Genomic DNA, 18,916 nt, shown 5'->3' on the forward strand with positions numbered 1-18,916 from the left:
ATTTCAAGAAAGTAAGGGAAAGAAGACAACGTGCTTGACGTGAACTTCTTCGATCAAATCCGGATCGGTCTCGCGACCGCCGACGACATCCGCGGATGGTCGTTCGGCGAGGTCAAGAAGCCCGAGACGATCAACTACCGCACGCTCAAGCCCGAGCGTGACGGACTCTTCTGCGAGAAGATCTTCGGTCCCACCCGGGACTGGGAGTGCTACTGCGGCAAGTACAAGCGCGTGCGCTTCAAGGGCATCATCTGCGAGCGCTGCGGCGTCGAGGTGACCCGCTCCAAGGTGCGCCGTGAGCGCATGGGCCACATCGAGCTCGCCGCCCCGGTCACGCACATCTGGTACTTCAAGGGTGTCCCGAGCCGGCTCGGCTACCTGCTCGACCTCGCCCCGAAGGACCTCGAGAAGGTCATCTACTTCGCGGCGTACATGATCACCAAGGTCGACGAGGACGCGCGTCACCAGGACCTGTCGAGCCTCGAGGCCAAGATCGACCTCGAGCGCAAGCAGCTCGAGAGCCGTCGTGACAACGAGGTCAACGAGCGCATGCAGAAGCTCGAGGAGGACCTCGCGGCCCTCGAGGCCGAGGGTGCCAAGGCCGACGCCAAGCGCAAGGTCAAGGACTCGGCCGAGCGTGAGGCGAAGCAGCGTCGTGACCGCGCCCAGCGCGAGATCGACCGCCTCGACGAGGTGTGGAGCCGCTTCAAGAGCCTCAAGGTCCAGGACCTCGAGGGCGATGAGCTGCTCTACCGCGAGATGACGTACCGCTTCGGCAAGTACTTCGAGGGCTACATGGGCGCCATGGCGATCCAGAAGCGCCTGCAGGACTTCGACCTCGAGGCCGAGGCCGAGTCGCTGCGCGAGATCATCGCGACCGGCAAGGGACAGAAGAAGACCCGTGCGCTCAAGCGCCTCAAGGTCGTCTCGGCGTTCCTCGGCAGCAACAACGCGCCGGCCGGCATGGTCCTCGACGCCGTCCCGGTGATCCCGCCGGAGCTGCGCCCGATGGTGCAGCTGGACGGTGGCCGCTTCGCGACCAGCGACCTGAACGATCTCTACCGCCGCGTGATCAACCGCAACAACCGGCTCAAGCGTCTGCTCGACCTGGGTGCTCCGGAGATCATCGTCAACAACGAGAAGCGCATGCTGCAGGAGGCCGTGGACTCGCTGTTCGACAACGGCCGCCGTGGTCGCCCCGTCACCGGACCGGGCAACCGTCCGCTGAAGTCGATCTCCGACATGCTCAAGGGCAAGCAGGGTCGCTTCCGTCAGAACCTGCTCGGCAAGCGCGTGGACTACTCGGGCCGTTCGGTCATCGTGGTCGGCCCGCAGCTCAAGCTCCACCAATGCGGTCTGCCCAAGCAGATGGCTCTCGAGCTGTTCAAGCCGTTCGTGATGAAGCGTCTGGTCGATCTCAACCACGCGCAGAACATCAAGAGCGCCAAGCGCATGGTCGAGCGCGCTCGTCCGGTCGTGTGGGACGTCCTCGAAGAGGTCATCACCGAGCACCCCGTGCTGCTCAACCGCGCGCCCACGCTGCACCGTCTGGGCATCCAGGCGTTCGAGCCGCAGCTCATCGAGGGCAAGGCCATCCAGATCCACCCGCTCGTCTGCTCGGCGTTCAACGCCGACTTCGACGGTGACCAGATGGCCGTGCACCTGCCGCTGAGCGCGGAGGCGCAGGCCGAGGCCCGCGTCCTGATGCTGTCGACCAACAACATCCTCAAGCCGTCCGACGGCCGTCCCGTGACCATGCCCACCCAGGACATGATCATCGGCCTGTACTTCCTGACGCTCGAGCGTTCGGGGCACATCGGTGAGGGTCGCGCGTTCAGCTCGGTCTCCGAGGCACTCATGGCGTTCGAGCGCCACGAGATCTCGCTGCAGAGCCACGTCAAGATCCGCATCGACGGCACGATCATCGACACGACGCTCGGTCGCGCGATCTTCAACCAGGCGCTGCCGGACGACTACCCGTACGTCAACATCCAGGTCGGCAAGAAGGAGCTGGGTGTGATCGTCAACGATCTCGCCGAGCGCTACTCCAAGGTCGACGTGGCCAACGCCCTGGACAACCTCAAGGACACCGGCTTCCACTGGGGCACCCGCTCCGGCGTGACCGTGTCGATCGAGGACGTCGTGACGCCTCCGCGCAAGCAGGAGATCCTCGCGACGTACGAGACGCAGGCCGCCAAGGTCCAGACCCAGTTCGACCGTGGTCTGATCACCGAGGACGAGCGTCGTCAGGAGCTCATCGAGATCTGGACCCAGGCGACCGCCGAGGTCTCGGCGGAGATGGAGAAGGGCTTCGACGAGGACAACCCGATCTGGATGATGGTCCACTCGGGCGCGCGCGGCAACATGATGCAGGTTCGTCAGATCGCCGGTATGCGTGGCCTCGTGGCCAACCCGAAGGGCGAGATCATTCCTCGTCCGATCAAGGCCAACTTCCGTGAGGGCCTGTCGGTCGTCGAGTACTTCATCGCGACCCACGGTGCTCGTAAGGGACTGGCCGACACGGCGCTTCGTACCGCCGACTCGGGCTACCTGACCCGTCGCCTCGTCGACGTCAGCCAGGACGTCATCATCCGCGAGGAGGACTGCGGCACCGAGCGTGGTCTCAAGCAGACCATCGCGACCAAGCTCGACGACGGCCGTCTGGTCGCCGCCGAGAACGTCGAGACGGCTGCCTACTCGCGCACCGCGGCGACCGATGTCACCGATGCCGACGGCAAGGTCCTCGTGGCCGCCGGCGGCGAGCTCGGAGACGTCGAGATCGCGGAGCTCATCGCGGCCGGTGTCGAGGAGATCAAGGTCCGTACGGTCCTGACGTGCGAGGCGAAGGCCGGCACGTGCGCCAAGTGCTACGGTCGCTCGCTGGCGACCGGCAAGCTCGTGGACATCGGCGAGGCCGTCGGCACCATCGCGGCCCAGTCGATCGGTGAGCCCGGCACGCAGCTGACCATGCGTACGTTCCACACCGGCGGTGTGGCCGGTGACGACATCACGCACGGTCTGCCCCGCGTCGTCGAGCTCTTCGAGGCTCGCCAGCCCAAGGGCAAGGCTCCCATCACGGAGTCGGCCGGCCGCGTCGTCATCGACGACTCGGACAAGACCCGCAAGCTCGTCGTGACGCCGGATGACGGCTCGGACGTGCTCGAGTACCCCGTCACCAAGCGTGCGCGCCTCCTGATCCAGGACGGCGACCACGTGGAGGTCGGACAGATGCTGACGCACGGCACGCCCGATCCGCAGGAAGTCCTGCGCATCCTGGGTGTCCGCCGCGCGCAGGAGCACCTGGTCGACCAGGTGCAGGAGGTCTACCGGTCGCAGGGTGTGGCGATCCACGACAAGCACATCGAGATCATCGTGCGCCAGATGCTGCGTCGGGTCACCGTCATCGAGCAGGGCGACGCCCAGCTCATCCCCGGCGACCTGGTCGATCGTGCGCACTTCGAGGAGGAGAACCGCCGCGTCGTCGCCGAGGGCGGCACCCCCGCCTCGGGCCGTCCGGTCCTCATGGGCATCACGAAGGCCTCGCTGGCCGTCGAGTCGTGGCTGTCGGCCGCCTCCTTCCAGGAGACGACCCGCGTCCTGACCGACGCAGCGATCCACGGCAAGTCGGACTCGCTGCGTGGCCTGAAGGAGAACATCATCATCGGCAAGCTCATCCCGGCGGGTACCGGTCTCGACCGCTACCGCAACATCCGGGTCGAGCCCACCGAGGAGGCCCGTCAGGCCGCCTACGCCGTCACCGGCTACGGCGACTACGACTACGGCTTCGGCTCGGCTGACGCCGATTCGGTCAAGCTGGACGACTTCGACTTCACGTCGTACGACTCCAAGTAGGCACGCACCTGCCACGAAGCCCCCGGCCATCGGCCGGGGGCTTCGTCGTGCGTGCGCGGGTCAGACGCCGTTGCGTCGCAGCACGCGGTCGAGCTGCTTCGCGGTCACCTTCGCGGTGGACGACTTCTCGTAGAACGTCCGGTGCGTCGCCGACGGCGGGCCGCCGGGTGCTCCTTCGTCGTTGCAGATCTCGTCGCCCTCGACGCACAGGGAGATCGCCGCTCGGCGCAGGTCCGGATCGATCGGCGACCCGGACCCGAGCCGTCCGCTGCCGGTGACCGGCTCGGAGGCGTATCCGTAGCGGGTGATCGCATCGGTCGGGTTCTGGCGCGGGTCCGCCATCATCGCGACCAGACTCACCCGTTCCGCCACGGCAGCGGGCATGTCGGCCGCAGTCGCATGGACGACCTGGGCGCCCTCGCTGAAGCCGACGAGAGCGAACCGACTGTCCGGGCACCTTCGCTCGAGCTTCTCCAGCCGACGGGTCATCAGCTGCGATCCCTCGGCCACCTGGCGCTGGTACGCCGCCAGCGTCGCGGTCTGCGACGAGTCGTAACGGATCGGATCGACCCGGACCGTGGTGTCGGAGCGCCGGTGCAGGAGCTTCGCGAGCTCCTCGACCGTCACCCGGACCTCGGTGCCGACGCCGAGATTGCGATCGGGGTCCTGGGTCGAGCCACGAGCTCCCACGACGACCAGATCGGCGCACGTCTCGTCGACCAGCAGCGGCCGGTCGCCGGACGTCCCGGACCCCGCGGTCGGACCCGTGCCGCACGACCCCAGCAGGAGGGTGGCAACGGCGGTGGCGGCGAGCTGGGGCAGCCGCCGGGTCACGGCGCGCGGACCGGGGCCTGGTCGGGAGCGACCGTGTCGGCCGGCACGCGCACCGAGGGCGGCTCGGCCTCCCGGAACAGCCACGTGAGCTTGGGTTCGAACAGCGGGCGGAAGACGGTCGCGACCGGCTTGGTCATGAGCAGATTCGCCACCACGATCGCTGCCAGGGCGAACACCGCGACCGCCGTGGCGCCGTACTCCTCGAAGGTGCTCCAGAGGTCGAGCTCACGGTCGAGCAGGATGATGATGTAGCCGTGCAGGAGGTAGCAGTAGAACGTGCGCCCACCGAGCACGGTCGTGAACGACCGGGAGCGCGGGATGAGCGAGAGGGTCGCGAAGGTCAGCACCGCACCGACCAGCAGCAGCTCGCCGCGGGTCATCATGCCCTCCCACGCGGTCGCGTCGAGCGGGGGCTCGTCGTAGCGGTCCTTCCAGAGCAGCCACTGCGTCGTCCAGTCGGCCGAGTAGAGCTCGCAGAACACGAATGCCAGCGCGAGGGTGATGGCCGAGACGATCCGGATGCGCCAGTCGCCGAGGCGCAGGAACAGCTCGCGGTTCATGTGCAGGCCGATGACCCAGAACGGCAGCAGCGCCAGGACCTTGGGAAGCGCCAGGACGTTGGGGATCTCGATCAGGCCGGCGAGCAGCGAGATGACGATGGAGGTCGTGATCGGATACTTCAGGGCCCGCCAGATCGGCGTGGTGATGCGCCACAGGAAGAGCGCGGCGAGGAACCAGCCGAGCCACTGCGGGGACAAGATCATGAGCGTCTTGGGCTCGTTGTCGTAGTGCCGGGTGATGAGCTGCAGGCTCGTCTCGACCAGCAGGTACGGGACGATGAGCGTGCTGACGATGCGACGGATCTGGCGGAAGTCGCCGATGTAGTGCCGCGCGGTGTAGCCCGAGATGAGGATGAAGAAGGGCATGTGGAACAGGTAGATCCACGTGTAGAGCGCCTTCGCGGAGTCCATCACGACGTACTCGGTGAGCGAGTGGCCGATGACCACGAGCAGCATGACCCAGTAGCGGGCATTGTCCAGGTAGGCCACGCGCTCCTTGGGCGGAGCGGTCGCCACGGGCAACGGGTCGAGGGCACTCATCCCTCACGACTCTAATAGCCTGTGACCAAGACGACTTGGGGAGGACCCGTGCCAGACCCGTCCCGCACGCAGCGGCTGGGCGCGTACGCAGTGGTGCTCCACGACGACCGCATCCTGCTCACCCGCATCTCGGCGCGCGGCTACCCGGCGGGGGCGTGGACGCTGCCCGGCGGGGGAGTCGACCACGGCGAGTCACCGCACGACGCGGTCGTGCGCGAGCTGTACGAGGAGACCGGCCTGGTCGCGCTGTCCTCACACCTCGTCGACGTCCACGACACGCACGTCGTGGCGCTGGGGAGAGGTGACCAGTACGAGGACTACCACGGCGTTCACCTGCTCTACGCGGTCGAGGTGGACACCTCGGTCGAGCCGCACGTCGTCGAGGTGGGCGGCACGACCGACATCGCGACCTGGATCCCGATCGACCAGGTCGGCTCAGTCGTGCAGCCGGTCCTGTCGATGGTCGAGCACGCGCTGGCGCGCGCAGATCACTTCTCGCGCGGCGTGTAGAACAGCGCGGTGTAGTTGCCGCGGGCCGACAAGATGTAGACAGCGCGGGCGATCGATCCGTTCTTGGTGCGCACCGCGTACATCGTGCTGACCGAGTTGAGGTCCTCGGTGACGTCCTTGGTGAGCCTGCCGTCGGGGCTGTGGCTCAGCACGTACTGCTCGGCGATCCGGTCGGCATTCGTGGCGCGCGGCGTCGTCACCGCAGCGAACTCCGGGGTGAAGCTGCTCAGCAGGAGGGTCGCGTCCGAGGGGGCGGTCCAGCCGTGGACGAGCTTGGTGGTCAACGGTGCGTCCTCGTCCATCTTGGGCCAGATCAGGCCGGACTTGTCGCCGTCCGCACTGACCTCGGGGATGTCCTTGAGGGATCCGGTGTCGCTCGCCAGCTGGCCCGCGCGCGGATCGCCGACGTACTCGACCGTCACCTGCATGACGGGGTGGGTCAGCGCTGCCGGAGGTGCCGTGCGGGTCGACAGCCGGCCCGGATCGACGCCCATCGTCACCTTGATGTCACGGTTGCCCTCCGTGAGGCCGCGCACGACGGCCCGGCAGCCCGTGATCCGGCGGTCCTTGGACGTGCAGTACGCCGACAGGTCGTCCAGCTGGACGTCCGCGTCGGGGACCGCGGCCGACATCTGGGCGAGCATCCGCCGCACGACCACGTCGGGGTCGCCGTCGATGCGCATCAACGAGATCGTCGTGTCGGGACGCGGCGGCTCCTCGAGGAGCTTGAACGAGTCGGGGCTCGGCCGGGTCGTGGGAGTCGGGGTCGGCGTGGGGGAGGGGGTGCCCTTGGCCTCGTCCTCGGCGATGCGCTCGGCAGCCTCGGCGTCCTTCTGCGCCTGCGCGGCGTCGAGCTCGGGACGGTAGGCCGAGATCAGCCGTGGGCTGCGGTAGCGGAACAGCGGCCCGAGCTGCGCCGCGCCCTGGGGCACGAACAGTCCGTACGCGATGGGGTTCTCGGGCCCGGACTCGTGCTCGGACAAATCGGTGGCCTCGGTCTCCTTGGTGGGCTGAGGCGTCACCGTCGGGGCCGGGTCCTCCTCCGTCGAGGGATCGCTGGTGCAGGCGGCCACGGCTGTGAGCATGACGACCGCGAGCGCCATCCGGCCGGCACGAGACTTCATCGAGTTCCCCTTGTCGTCGTCCACTGATGGGACTCAGGTCAGATGGGCCGCCGGCTGCGTCGGTCGACGCGGCGGGTGCGCCCAGTGCCTCACGATATCGTTTCGCCACAAGGCGGACGATCACGAGGGGAGCGAGGCACCATGGCGCGCGTCTCCACGACCGAGCGGGTCTTCGCCTCGTTGCGCGAGTCGATCGTCGCGGGGGAGTTCCCCGCCGGCTCGTTGCACTCGATCTACCGCCTCGCCGATCTGCTGGAGGTCTCGCGGACCCCGGTCAGGGAGGCGGTGCTGCGGCTCGCCGACATCGGGCTGGTGACGATCGAGCGCAACCGCGGGGTCCGCATCCGCGGGGTCTCGGTCGCGGACGTCCGGGAGGTCTTCGAGCTGCGCCTCATGATCGAGGTCCCGGCGGCCGCCTACGCTGCTGCCCACGCGGACGCCGAGACGGTGGCGACGATCGAGGCGGAGCTGTCGGCGATGCGCGCGTGCGTCGCCCACGACGACGAGGCCGGGTTCACCGCCCACGACCGGCTGCTCCACCACGCGATCGGCGCCGCGACGGGCAACGCCCGCCTGCAGGCCGAGGTTGCGACCCTGCGCGACTCGATCCAGGCCCGGGGCGCGTCGACCATCAGCCGGTCGCGTGACATGGCCGACGTCGCGCAGGAGCACGCGCCGATCGTCGCGGCCATCTCGACCCGCGACCCCGCCGCGGCCGCCGCGCACATGGAGGAGCACCTCGTGCACACCGCCTCGCTGCTCATGGAGCAGGTCGCGACGCCGGGGGAGGACGTCGTGGACCTGGACTGGGCGCGGGGGCTGCGGGATCATCTGTACCTCCCCGGCCGGTCCGCTTCCGGGCCCTCCCCGGCGAAGTAGCATGCTAGTGTGGCGCCACGCCAGCCCCGAGGAGCGGACATGTCAGGATTCCAGCCGAGCCATCCCGAGACGGTCTTCACCTACGGGGCGCCCGGTCTCAAGTTCGGCATCGGCGCCCGGCACGAGCTGGCCCACGACCTGACCCAGCTCGAGGCGCGACGCGTGCTCGTCGTGACGGACCCCGGTGTCGCCGCGACCGGCACCCCGGGCGAGATCGCCGAGTCGTTGCGGGCCGCCTCGATCGAGGCGATCGTGTTCGACCGCTCCCGCGTCGAGCCCACCGACGCGAGCCTCGAGGAGGCCATCGCGTTCGGTCGTGCCGAGGGCCCGTTCGACGCGATCGTCGCGGTCGGCGGGGGAAGTGCGATCGACACCGCCAAGGCGGTCAACCTCCTGACGACCAACGACGGCGAGCTGATGGACTACGTCAACGCGCCGGTCGGTCGCGCCCGCGCGCCGAAAAATCCGCTGCTGCCGCTCATCGCGGTGCCGACCACGACCGGCACCGGGAGCGAGAGCACGACGATCTGCGTGCTGGACGTCGTGAGCCAGCACGTCAAGACCGGCATCTCGCACGCCCGGCTCCGTCCCGCGTTCGCGGTCGTGGACCCCGAGCTCACCCTCACGCAGCCGGCCGGCGTCACGGCGGCGTCGGGACTGGACATCCTGTGCCACGCGCTCGAGAGCTACACCGCTCGTCCGTTCACGTCGTACGAGCACAAGCAGGCCCACGAGCGCGTCCCCTACTGCGGGTCCAACCCCATCGCGGACATGTGGTCCGAGAAGGCGCTGAGCCTCATGGCCGGATCGTTCCGCACCGCGGTGCACCGCGGAGACGACCTCGCCGCACGCACCGAGGTCGCGATGGCCGCGACCTTCGCGGGCCTCGGCTTCGGCAATGCGGGCGTCCACATCCCGCACGCCAATGCGTATCCCATCGCGGGGCAGGTCCGCGAGTTCCGGCCCGAGGGCTACGACGCGGACCACGCGATGGTCCCGCACGGCATGGCCGTCTCGCTGACCGCGCCCGCCGCGTTCCGGCACACGTTCCAGGCGGCGCCCGAGCGTCACATCCGTGCCGCCGAGCTGCTCGATCCCACCGCCGAGCGTCCGGACGACCCGGCGGAGTTCCTGCCGCAGGTGCTGGCCTCGATCATGCGCGACGTGGGCATCCCGTCGGGCATCGGCGCGGTCGGCTTCGACGAGGGAGACGTCCCCTCGCTCGTCGAGGGGACGATGAAGCAGCAGCGCCTGCTCGCCACGGCCCCCCTGGAGGTCACCGAGGACGCGGTCGCCTCGATCCTCGAGCAGTCGCTGGAGATCTGGTGACGATCACGGACACGAGGACGACCGACGTCGTCGCCGAGCTGCGGCGCCTCGGCGTCGCGGAGGTCGACGACTCCACCCTCACCCGGGCGCTCTACAGCACCGACGCCTCGCTCTATCGCGTCGTCCCGCAGGTCGTGGTTCGCCCACGAAGCACCGAGGAGGTGCTGGCGACCGTCGCCGCGTGCCGCACGACCGGGGTGCCGCTGACGTCGCGCGGGGCCGGCACGTCGATCGCCGGCAACGCGGTCGGGCCCGGCGTCGTCATCGACTTCACCCGCCACCTCAACCGGGTCCTGGACATCGACGTCGACGCCCGCACCGCGCGGGTCGAGCCGGGCACCGTCCACGCGGTGCTGCAGAAGGCCGCGACGCCGCTCGGCCTGCGGTTCGGCCCGGACCCGTCGACGCACACCCGCTGCACGGTCGGCGGCATGATCGGCAACAACGCGTGCGGCTCGCGCGCGCTCGCGTACGGCCGCACCGCCGACAACGTCATCGGCATGGACGTCGTGACGATGCGGGGCGAGGAGCTCGTCCTCGGGCCGGGGGCGAGCACGCCGTCGTCCACGCTGGACGATCTGCGGTCCCTCGTCGGGGCGAACCTGTCCACCGTCCGCACCGAGCTCGGCCGCTTCGGACGCCAGGTCTCGGGCTACAGCCTCGAGCACCTGCTGCCCGAGAACGGCTTCGACGTCGCGACGTTCATGGCCGGCACCGAGGGGACGCTGGCCACGATGACGTCCACCACGGTGCGGCTGGTCCAGGACCCGTCGTACCGTCAGGTTCTGGTGCTCGGCTACGCCTCGATGGCCGAGGCCGCCGACGACGTCCCGGCGCTGCTGCCGTTCGGGCCGACCGCGTGCGAGGGCCTCGACTCGCGGATCGTGGACGTCTACCGCACCCATCGGGGGAGCGTCCCCGACCTGCCCCGCGGACGGGGCTGGCTCTTCGTGGAGATCTCCGGCGAGATCCCGGCCGAGATCGCCGACACCGTCGCAAGAGCCGCCCGCGCCGCGTCGGCCCTCGACCACCGTGTCGTGACGGACGCCGGCGAGCAGGCCGTGCTGTGGCGCATCCGCGAGGAGGGCGCCGGCCTGGCGACCCGCACCCTGCCGGGCAAGGCCCTGTCGGGCTGGGAGGACGCGGCAGTCCCGCCGGAGAAGCTCGGGCGCTACCTGCGCGAGCTCGACGCCCTGCTGCGCGAGAACGACCTCGACGGGGTGCCCTACGGCCACTTCGGCGACGGCTGCGTGCACATCCGCATCGACTTCCCCCTCGACGCCGAGGGCGGGCACCAGGTGTTCCGGCGCTTCCTGACCGACGCCGCGACCCAGGTGGCGAGCCTCGGCGGCTCGCTGTCGGGGGAGCACGGTGACGGCCGGGCCCGATCCGAGCTGCTGCCGCTCATGTACTCCGCCGACGCGATCTCGCTCTTCGAGCAGGTCAAGGGAGTCCTGGACCCCGACGACCTGCTCAACCCCGGGGTGCTCGTGCGACCCGCTCCCGTGGACGCCGACCTGCGAGGTCCTGAGTCGATCCGCTCACCCGGGCGCGAGCAGCTGTCGCGGCGTCTCGGCCTGCGGCTGCTCCACGACGACGGCGATCTCGGCAAGGCCGTCCACCGCTGCACCGGCGTGGGCAAGTGCATCGCGGACAACCAGGGCTCCAACGGGGTCATGTGCCCGTCGTTCCAGGCCACCCGCGAGGAGAAGGACTCGACGAGGGGGCGGGCCCGCGTCCTGCAGGAGATGATCGACGGCCGGCTCGTCACGGGGGGCTTCCGTGCCCCGGAGGTGCACGAGGCCCTCGACCTCTGCCTGGCCTGCAAGGGCTGCCTCAACGACTGCCCGACCGGCACCGACATGGCCTCCTACAAGTCCGAGGTCCTGCACCAGTCGTACAAGGGCCGGGTGAGGCCTCGCAGCCACTACGTCCTCGGCCGGCTCCCGTTCTGGGCGCGGGTCACGTCCCCTGTCGCGTGGCTGGCCAATCTCGGGCTCCGCACCCCGGGGCTGCGGTCGGTCGCCCGCTGGGTGGCCGGGGTCGACCAGCGCCGCAGCCTGCCCGCGTTCGCGACGCGGCGGTTCTCCCGCGCAGCCCGGCCGCAGCTGCGGGGCGACCGGTCGAAGGTCGTCATCTGGGCGGACTCGTTCACGGAGTACTTCTCGACCGACGGGGGACAGGCCGCGCTGCGCGTGCTGGACGGCGCCGGTTACGACGTCGAGGTGCTGAGCCGACCCCAGTGCTGCGGGCTGACCTGGATCACGACGGGGCAGCTCGACACCGCCCGGACGATGATCGAACGGGCGATCGACCAGCTGCACCCCTACGTCACGGCCGGGGTGCCCGTGGTCGGCCTGGAGCCGTCGTGCCTCGCGGTCCTGCGCTCGGACGCCGTCGAGCTCGTCGACGACCCGCGTGCGGTCGACGTCGCCGCGGGCGTGTTCACGCTGTCGGAGCTGCTGCAGCGCACCGAGGGGTGGACGCCTCCGGACCTCACGGGGACGACCCTGGTCGTGCAGCCGCACTGCCACCAGGCGTCAGTGCTCGGCTTCGAGGCCGATCTCGCGATCATGACCGCGACCGGCGCGACGATCGACCGGCTCTCGGGGTGCTGCGGGCTGGCCGGCAACTTCGGGGTCGAGAAGGGGCACTACGAGGTGTCGGCGGCCGTCGCCGAGCAGCAGCTCATGCCGGCGATCCGGAACGCCCCCGCGGGGGCGGTCGTCGTCGCGGACGGCTTCTCGTGCCGCACCCAGATCGACGACCTCGCTGCGGTGCAGGCCGTCCACCTGGCCCAGCTCCTCGACCCGGCCGAGAACGGCTGAGTGAGATGACGCAGCGCCCCGGCGGGCAGATCGACGTCTTCGGCGAGCTGGGCGCTGCGACGTCCCGATTCGCCGATCTCGTCGGTGAGGCCACCGGCGACGAGGCGGTCCCGGCCTGTGAGGGATGGACCGTGCGCGACCTGGCCGTGCACCTCGGGGCGATCCACCGCTGGGCTGCCGCCATCGTGATCGGCGGTCAGCGGGTGCCCGAGCCCACGCCGTTGATCGCCGGGCCGATCGCCTCCTGGTACGCCGGCACCGCCGAGGCCCTCCTCGCCGTGCTGCGGGCGGTCAGCCCCGACGAGATCGTCCCCAACTTCTCCCGCATCGACGAGACCGCGGCCTTCTGGCCGCGCCGCCAGCTGCACGAGACGACCGTCCACGTGGTCGACCTCCAGCAGGCCCTCGGCCACGGGGCCGGGCAGTGGGCGGTCCCGGCGCAGATCGCAGCCGACGGCATCGACGAGGTGCTCAGGATCTTCTTCCCCCGTCTGACCGCCGGCGGACGTCGGCCGGACGTCCGCTCGCGCATCAGGTTCGTCGCCGCGGACCTCGATCGTTCCTGGATCATCGCGCCCGGCGAGGGGGAGTCCGGCCCGCCGGTGCAGCTGCCGCCGACCGCCGAGGCCGACGCCGTCGTGACCGGCTCGGCGTCCGATCTGTACCTCGCGCTGTGGCACCGTGTGCCCCCGGAATCCCTGCAGTTCCAGGGAGACGACGGGCTCGCGCTGCTGACAGGCCGCACGACACCCTGACTCCCGACGGACAGCCGTGCCGTGCACGCGCCACGCCTGCGCCGCGCGGGTGATCCGCCCCGCAGACGGTGGTCGACGATGATTTGGACTGTGCCGCGGGGACCGGTAGTATTAGGAGCCGTGCCTGAACTCCTCAGGCCGTTGCGCACATCCCGCCAGAGGTTTGGGGCGGTGAGCGCATCACGACTCATGGCTCGCGCCAGCCAGAAGAAGGAAGTTTGTAGTGCCCACGATCAACCAGCTGGTCCGCAAGGGCCGCCAGCGCAAGGTCGTCAAGACGACGACCCCCGCGCTCAAGGGTTCACCTCAGCGTCGCGGTGTCTGCACCCGCGTCTACACGACCACCCCGAAGAAGCCGAACTCGGCGCTTCGCAAGGTCGCTCGTGTGAAGCTCTCCAGTGGTACCGAGGTCACTGCATACATTCCCGGCGAGGGCCACAACCTGCAGGAGCACTCGATCGTGCTCGTGCGTGGCGGTCGAGTCAAGGATCTGCCCGGTGTCCGTTACAAGATCATCCGCGGCGCACTCGACACGCAGGCAGTCAAGGGCCGCAAGCAGGCTCGCAGCCTGTACGGCGCCAAGAAGGAGAAGAAGTAATGCCTCGTAAGGGTCCCGCCCCGAAGCGCGTCGTCGAGACTGATCCGGTCTACGGAAGCCAGCTCGTCACTTCACTCATCAACAAGGTCCTGGTCGACGGCAAGAAGCAGGTCGCCCAGCGCATCGTCTACGCCGCCCTCGAGGGCACGCGTGAGAAGTCGGGCACCGACCCGGTCATCACGCTCAAGCGCGCGCTCGACAACGTCAAGCCCGCGATCGAGGTCAAGAGCCGCCGCGTCGGTGGCGCGACCTACCAGGTCCCGATCGAGGTCCGCGCCGTTCGCCAGAACACGCTGGCCCTGCGCTGGCTCGTGAGCTACGCCGGCGCCCGTCGTGAGAAGACCATGGCCGAGCGCCTCCAGAACGAGCTGCTCGACGCCAGCAACGGCCTCGGCGGCGCGGTCAAGAAGCGTGAGGACACGCACAAGATGGCTGAAGCCAACAAGGCGTTCGCTCACTACCGCTGGTAACCAAGCACCACCACCACTCCTCGCCGTGATCCGGCGGGGGTCCCGCATCAAAGGAAGCGATCACACTCGTGGCAACCGACATCACCACCGACCTCAGCAGGGTCCGCAACATCGGCATCATGGCGCACATCGATGCCGGCAAGACCACGACGACCGAACGCATCCTCTTCTACACCGGTATCACGTACAAGATCGGTGAGGTCCACGACGGCGGCGCCACGATGGACTGGATGGAGCAGGAGCAGGAGCGCGGCATCACGATCACGTCTGCCGCGACGACCTGCTGGTGGAAAGACAACCAGATCAACATCATCGACACCCCCGGGCACGTCGACTTCACCGTCGAGGTCGAGCGCAACCTGCGCGTCCTCGACGGTGCGGTCGCCGTGTTCGACGGTGTCGCCGGCGTGGAGCCGCAGTCCGAGACGGTCTGGCGCCAGGCCGACAAGTACGGCGTCCCGCGCATGTGCTTCGTCAACAAGCTCGACCGCACCGGCGCCAGCTTCGACTTCTGCGTCAAGACGATCCGTGAGCGCCTCGGCGCGACGGCCCTGGTCCTGCAGGTCCCGATCGGCGCCGAGAGCGACTTCATCGGAGTCGTCGACCTGGTCGGCAACCGCGCCCTGGTGTGGCGCGGTGAGACCCAGATGGGTGAGGACTACACGGTCGAGGAGATCCCGGCCGACCTGGCCGACGTCGCCGCCGCTGCGCGCAACGACATGATCGAGACCCTGGCCGACAACGACGACGAGTTCGCCGAGGCCTACCTCGACGGCGCCGAGATCACCCCCGAGCTGCTGAAGCCGGCCATCCGTCGCGCGACGCTGGCCGCCAAGCTCAACCCGGTGCTGTGCGGCACCGCGTTCAAGAACAAGGGCATCCAGCCCCTGCTCGACGCGGTCATCGACTTCCTGCCCAACCCGCTGGACGTCGGCGCCGTCACCGGCACCGACCCGCGTGACGAGACGGTCACCGACACCCGCGAGCCCAAGGAGAGCGAGCCCTTCGCGGCCCTGGCGTTCAAGATCGCGTCCGACCCGCACCTGGGCAAGCTGACCTACCTGCGCGTCTACTCCGGCCGCCTCGAGTCCGGCTCCACGGTCATCAACGTGACCAAGGGCCGCAAGGAGCGCATCGGCAAGATCTACCAGATGCACGCCAACAAGCGCGCCGAGATCGCGTCGGTCGGCGCCGGTCAGATCGTCGCCGTCATGGGTCTGAAGGACACCACGACCGGCGAGACCCTGGCCGACCCGCAGAAGCAGATCGTCCTGGAGTCCATGACGTTCCCCGCGCCGGTCATCCAGGTCGCGATCGAGCCCAAGACCAAGAGCGACCAGGAGAAGCTCGGCACGGCCATCCAGCGCCTCGCCGAGGAGGACCCGACGTTCCAGGTCCACACCGACGAGGAGACGGGTCAGACCATCATCGCCGGCATGGGCGAGCTGCACCTCGACATCCTCGTGGACCGCATGAAGCGCGAGTTCAACGTCGAGGCCAACGTCGGCAAGCCGCAGGTCGCGTACCGCGAGACCATCAAGCGCAAGGTCGAGAACGTCAGCTACACCCACAAGAAGCAGACGGGTGGCTCCGGCCAGTTCGCCAAGGTCATCATCTCGATCGAGCCCACGGGCCCGATCGCCGGTGGCGAGGGTGGCTACGAGTTCGACAACGCTGTCACGGGTGGACGCGTTCCCCGTGAGTACATTCCCTCCGTCGACCAGGGTGCGCAGGACGCCATGCAGTTCGGTGTCCTCGCCGGCTACCAGATGGTCGACGTCAAGGTCACCCTGGAGGACGGCGCCTACCACGACGTCGACTCCTCGGAGCTCGCCTTCAAGCTCGCCGGTTCCATGGCGTTCAAGGAAGCAGCTCGCAAGGCCGATCCGGTGATCCTCGAGCCCGTGTTCGCGGTCGAGGTCACCACGCCCGAGGACTACATGGGCGACGTGATCGGCGACCTCAACTCTCGCCGTGGCCAAGTCCAGGCCATGGAGGAGGGCATGGGCGGCGTCAAGATCATCAAGGCGATCGTTCCCCTGTCCGAGATGTTCGGGTACGTCGGCGACCTGAGGTCCAAGACCTCGGGCCGTGCGTCATACTCGATGCAGTTCGACTCCTACGCGGAGGTTCCCAAGAACGTCGCGGAAGAGATCATCAAAAAGGCCCGCGGCGAGTAACAGCGGTCCATCTCATAAGATGGCCTGAGGGACTCGTGCCGCGAGTATCCGACGGCGTTCAACAGCAACCAATTCGAAGAAGGAGCCCCACGTGGCTAAGGCGAAGTTCGAGCGGACCAAGCCGCACATGAACATCGGCACCATCGGTCACATCGACCACGGTAAGACGACTCTTACCGCGGCGATCACCAAGGTGCTGCACGACAAGTACCCCGACCTGAACGAGGCCTCGGCCTTCGACCAGATCGACAAGGCGCCGGAAGAGAAGCAGCGCGGAATCACGATCTCCATCTCGCACGTCGAGTACCAGACCGAGAACCGCCACTACGCGCACGTCGACTGCCCGGGTCACGCGGACTATGTCAAGAACATGATCACGGGTGCGGCTCAGATGGATGGCGCGATCCTCGTGGTCGCCGCCACCGACGGCCCCATGCCCCAGACGCGCGAGCACGTGCTGCTCGCTCGCCAGGTCGGCGTGCCCGCGATGGTTGTCGCGCTCAACAAGTGCGACATGGTCGATGACGAAGAGATCCTGGAGCTCGTCGAGCTCGAGGTCCGTGAGCTCCTGAGCGATCAGGAGTTCGACGGTGACAACGTCCCCGTCGTCCAGGTCGCCGCTCACCCGGCGCTCCAGGGCGATGCCAAGTGGGGCGAGTCGATCCTCGAGCTCATGCAGGCTGTCGACGACTACATCCCGATGCCCCCGCGTGAGACGGACAAGCCGTTCCTGATGCCCGTCGAGGACGTCTTCACGATCACCGGTCGTGGAACCGTCATCACCGGTCGTATCGAGCGCGGTGTCATCAAGGTCAACGAGACCGTCGACATCGTCGGCATCCGCGACACGAAGCAGACCACCACGGTCACCGGCATCGAGATGTTCCGCAAGCTGCTCGACGAGGGTCAGGCCGGCGAGAACGTCGGACTGCTGCTTCGCGGCACCAAGCGCGAAGACGTCGAGCGCGGCATGGTCATCATCGCGCCCGGTTCCACGACTCCCCACACGGAGTTCGAGGGCCAGGTCTACATCCTGTCGAAGGAGGAGGGCGGCCGTCACACGCCGTTCTTCAACAACTACCGTCCGCAGTTCTACTTCCGCACCACGGACGTCACCGGCGTCGTCACGCTGCCCGAGGGCACCGAGATGGTCATGCCCGGCGACAACACCGAGATGAGCGTTCAGCTGATCCAGCCGATCGCCATGGAAGAGGGCCTGCGCTTCGCCATCCGCGAGGGTGGCCGCACGGTCGGCGCAGGTCGCGTCACGAAGATCAACAAGTGAGCTAGCACCACCTGCTCTCTGCAAGGGCCCCGTCCAGCTTCGGCTGGGCGGGGCCCTTCGCGTCGGTGCACGTGCTCGCTGCGGGACACGGGGTCGTGGTTCGCCCCAGCACCGCCTAGCCTTGGAGCATGGGACACGATCACGCGCACGGCACGGGCGTGCAGCACCGGGGACGCCTCGCGGCCGTCCTCGGCCTGTCGCTGCTCGTGCTGGTCGTCGAGGCCGTCGTCGCGCTGATGACCGGCAGCCTGGCGCTGCTCGCGGACGCGGGCCACGTGCTGGGCGACTCGTTCGGCATCGTCATGGCGCTGGCCGCGATCACTGTCGCGCAGCGCGGGGGAGGGCCGGGCTCGCGCCGGTCGTTCGGCTACCAACGCACCGAGATCCTGGCGGCCGGCCTCAACGGACTGATCCTGGTCGGGCTGTCGGTGTGGGTCGCGGTGAGCGCGGTGCGCCGCTTCGGTGACGCCCCCGAGCTCGACGGCGGGCTGATCCTCCTGGCCGGCGGCCTGGGCCTCGCGGCCAATGTCGTCGGTCTGCTCCTGCTGCGCAGCGGCTCGGAGAGCAATCTCAACGTCCGCGGCGCGTACCTCGAGGTCGTGGGCGATGCGCTCGGCTCGGTCGCGGTGCTGGCGTCGGCGAGCGTGATCCTGCTCACCGACTGGTACGCCGCCGACGCGATCGCGTCCCTCGTGATCGCCGCGATGATCCTGCCCCGCGCGATCTCCCTGCTGAAGGATGTCGTCGAGGTGCTGCTGGAGTCGACGCCCGAGGGTGTGGACCTGGTCGAGCTGCGCGAGCACATCGTCGGCACCGAGGGCGTCAAGGACGTCCATGACCTGCACGTGTGGACGATCACCTCGGGGATGCCGGTGATGAGCGCCCACGTCGTGGTCGACGAGGGCATCACCGGGATGGACGAGGCGCACGCGGTCCTCGACCGCCTGCGGGGGTGTCTCGCGAGCCACTTCGACGTCGAGCACTCGACCTTCCAGATCGAGCCCGCGGGGCATCAGGACTCCGAGCGGCACGTCCATCACTGAGCACACCGCGTCGCGGGCAGGCCTCGATTTGTCTTTCCCTGCACGGGTCTGTCAGAATAGTTCGGTTGCTCCGGCTCGATCGCTGGGGCGCTGACGTCCGGCATCTCACGCCGAACACATGAGGTCAGT

The 18,916-nt window shown here is 68.7% G+C and carries 14 protein-coding genes; 11 read left to right on the plus strand and 3 right to left on the minus strand.

Annotation, left to right across the window (positions count from 1 at the left end; translation table 11 throughout):
- Nucleotides 1–30: 30 nt before the first annotated feature.
- On the plus strand, nucleotides 31–3,852 hold the full coding sequence (locus GEV27_RS03445; RefSeq protein WP_153654375.1) for a DNA-directed RNA polymerase subunit beta': 3,822 nt from the start codon (nucleotides 31–33) through the stop codon (nucleotides 3,850–3,852).
- 60 nt (nucleotides 3,853–3,912) lie between these two features.
- Here GEV27_RS03445 and GEV27_RS03450 read toward each other — a convergent pair whose 3' ends face one another.
- Both GEV27_RS03450 and GEV27_RS03455 read right to left on the minus strand, forming a co-directional pair.
- A complete protein-coding gene (locus tag GEV27_RS03450) occupies nucleotides 3,913–4,686 on the minus strand; it encodes a cutinase family protein (RefSeq protein ID WP_153654373.1) in 774 nt (257 codons plus the stop codon).
- Nucleotides 4,683–5,786, minus strand: coding sequence for an acyltransferase family protein (locus GEV27_RS03455; protein ID WP_153654371.1), 1,104 nt, complete (start codon nucleotides 5,784–5,786; stop codon nucleotides 4,683–4,685). The genes GEV27_RS03450 and GEV27_RS03455 overlap by 4 nt, the downstream gene beginning before the upstream one ends.
- Before the next feature lie 48 nt (nucleotides 5,787–5,834).
- Here GEV27_RS03455 and GEV27_RS03460 point away from each other — a divergent pair, with 48 nt between their 5' ends.
- The gene (locus tag GEV27_RS03460; RefSeq protein WP_153910059.1) at nucleotides 5,835–6,296 is read left to right on the plus strand and encodes an NUDIX hydrolase; all 462 of its coding nucleotides are present in this window, start codon (nucleotides 5,835–5,837) and stop codon (nucleotides 6,294–6,296) included.
- On the opposite strand, the gene GEV27_RS03465 is transcribed toward GEV27_RS03460, so the two are convergent.
- On the minus strand, nucleotides 6,275–7,420 hold the full coding sequence (locus tag GEV27_RS03465) for a hypothetical protein (protein WP_153933471.1): 1,146 nt from the start codon (nucleotides 7,418–7,420) through the stop codon (nucleotides 6,275–6,277). The genes GEV27_RS03460 and GEV27_RS03465 overlap by 22 nt on opposite strands.
- A 141-nt stretch (nucleotides 7,421–7,561) precedes the next feature.
- Between GEV27_RS03465 and GEV27_RS03470 the strand changes: the two genes are divergently transcribed.
- The 9 genes from GEV27_RS03470 to GEV27_RS03510 all read left to right on the plus strand — a co-directional run bounded on the left by GEV27_RS03470 (nucleotide 7,562) and on the right by GEV27_RS03510 (nucleotide 18,787).
- Nucleotides 7,562–8,299 (plus strand): GntR family transcriptional regulator, encoded by a 738-nt coding sequence (locus tag GEV27_RS03470; protein WP_194944114.1) that lies wholly within the window; start codon nucleotides 7,562–7,564, stop codon nucleotides 8,297–8,299.
- A 39-nt stretch (nucleotides 8,300–8,338) separates the two neighbouring features.
- Entirely contained in the window at nucleotides 8,339–9,628 is a 1,290-nt protein-coding gene (locus GEV27_RS03475) for a hydroxyacid-oxoacid transhydrogenase (protein WP_153933472.1), read from the plus strand.
- Nucleotides 9,625–12,456: an FAD-linked oxidase C-terminal domain-containing protein gene (locus GEV27_RS03480; protein WP_309222008.1), complete on the plus strand. Its 2,832-nt coding sequence runs from the start codon at nucleotides 9,625–9,627 to the stop codon at nucleotides 12,454–12,456. Before GEV27_RS03475 ends, GEV27_RS03480 begins: the two co-directional genes overlap by 4 nt.
- Before the next feature lie 5 nt (nucleotides 12,457–12,461).
- Nucleotides 12,462–13,211 (plus strand): maleylpyruvate isomerase family mycothiol-dependent enzyme, encoded by a 750-nt coding sequence (locus GEV27_RS03485; protein WP_153933473.1) that lies wholly within the window; start codon nucleotides 12,462–12,464, stop codon nucleotides 13,209–13,211.
- Between the two features lie 223 nt (nucleotides 13,212–13,434).
- Entirely contained in the window at nucleotides 13,435–13,809 is a 375-nt protein-coding gene (gene rpsL / locus GEV27_RS03490) for a 30S ribosomal protein S12 (RefSeq protein ID WP_056606137.1), read from the plus strand.
- Complete coding sequence (rpsG, locus tag GEV27_RS03495) at nucleotides 13,809–14,279, plus strand: 30S ribosomal protein S7 (RefSeq protein ID WP_153654359.1); 471 nt, start codon at nucleotides 13,809–13,811, stop codon at nucleotides 14,277–14,279. Before rpsL ends, rpsG begins: the two co-directional genes overlap by 1 nt.
- A gap of 68 nt (nucleotides 14,280–14,347) precedes the next feature.
- Nucleotides 14,348–16,459 carry an elongation factor G gene (gene fusA, locus GEV27_RS03500; protein WP_309222009.1) on the plus strand — a complete coding sequence of 704 codons (2,112 nt, stop codon included), beginning with the start codon at nucleotides 14,348–14,350 and terminating at the stop codon, nucleotides 16,457–16,459.
- Nucleotides 16,460–16,550: 91 nt separating this feature from the next.
- Complete coding sequence (gene tuf, locus GEV27_RS03505) at nucleotides 16,551–17,744, plus strand: elongation factor Tu (protein ID WP_153654355.1); 1,194 nt, start codon at nucleotides 16,551–16,553, stop codon at nucleotides 17,742–17,744.
- Between the two features lie 128 nt (nucleotides 17,745–17,872).
- Nucleotides 17,873–18,787 (plus strand): cation diffusion facilitator family transporter, encoded by a 915-nt coding sequence (locus tag GEV27_RS03510; RefSeq protein ID WP_153910064.1) that lies wholly within the window; start codon nucleotides 17,873–17,875, stop codon nucleotides 18,785–18,787.
- Nucleotides 18,788–18,916: the final 129 nt, after the last annotated feature.

Origin of the sequence: Aeromicrobium sp. S22 (genome assembly GCF_009661045.1) — a bacterium.
GTDB classification, from domain to species: domain Bacteria; phylum Actinomycetota; class Actinomycetes; order Propionibacteriales; family Nocardioidaceae; genus Aeromicrobium; species Aeromicrobium yanjiei.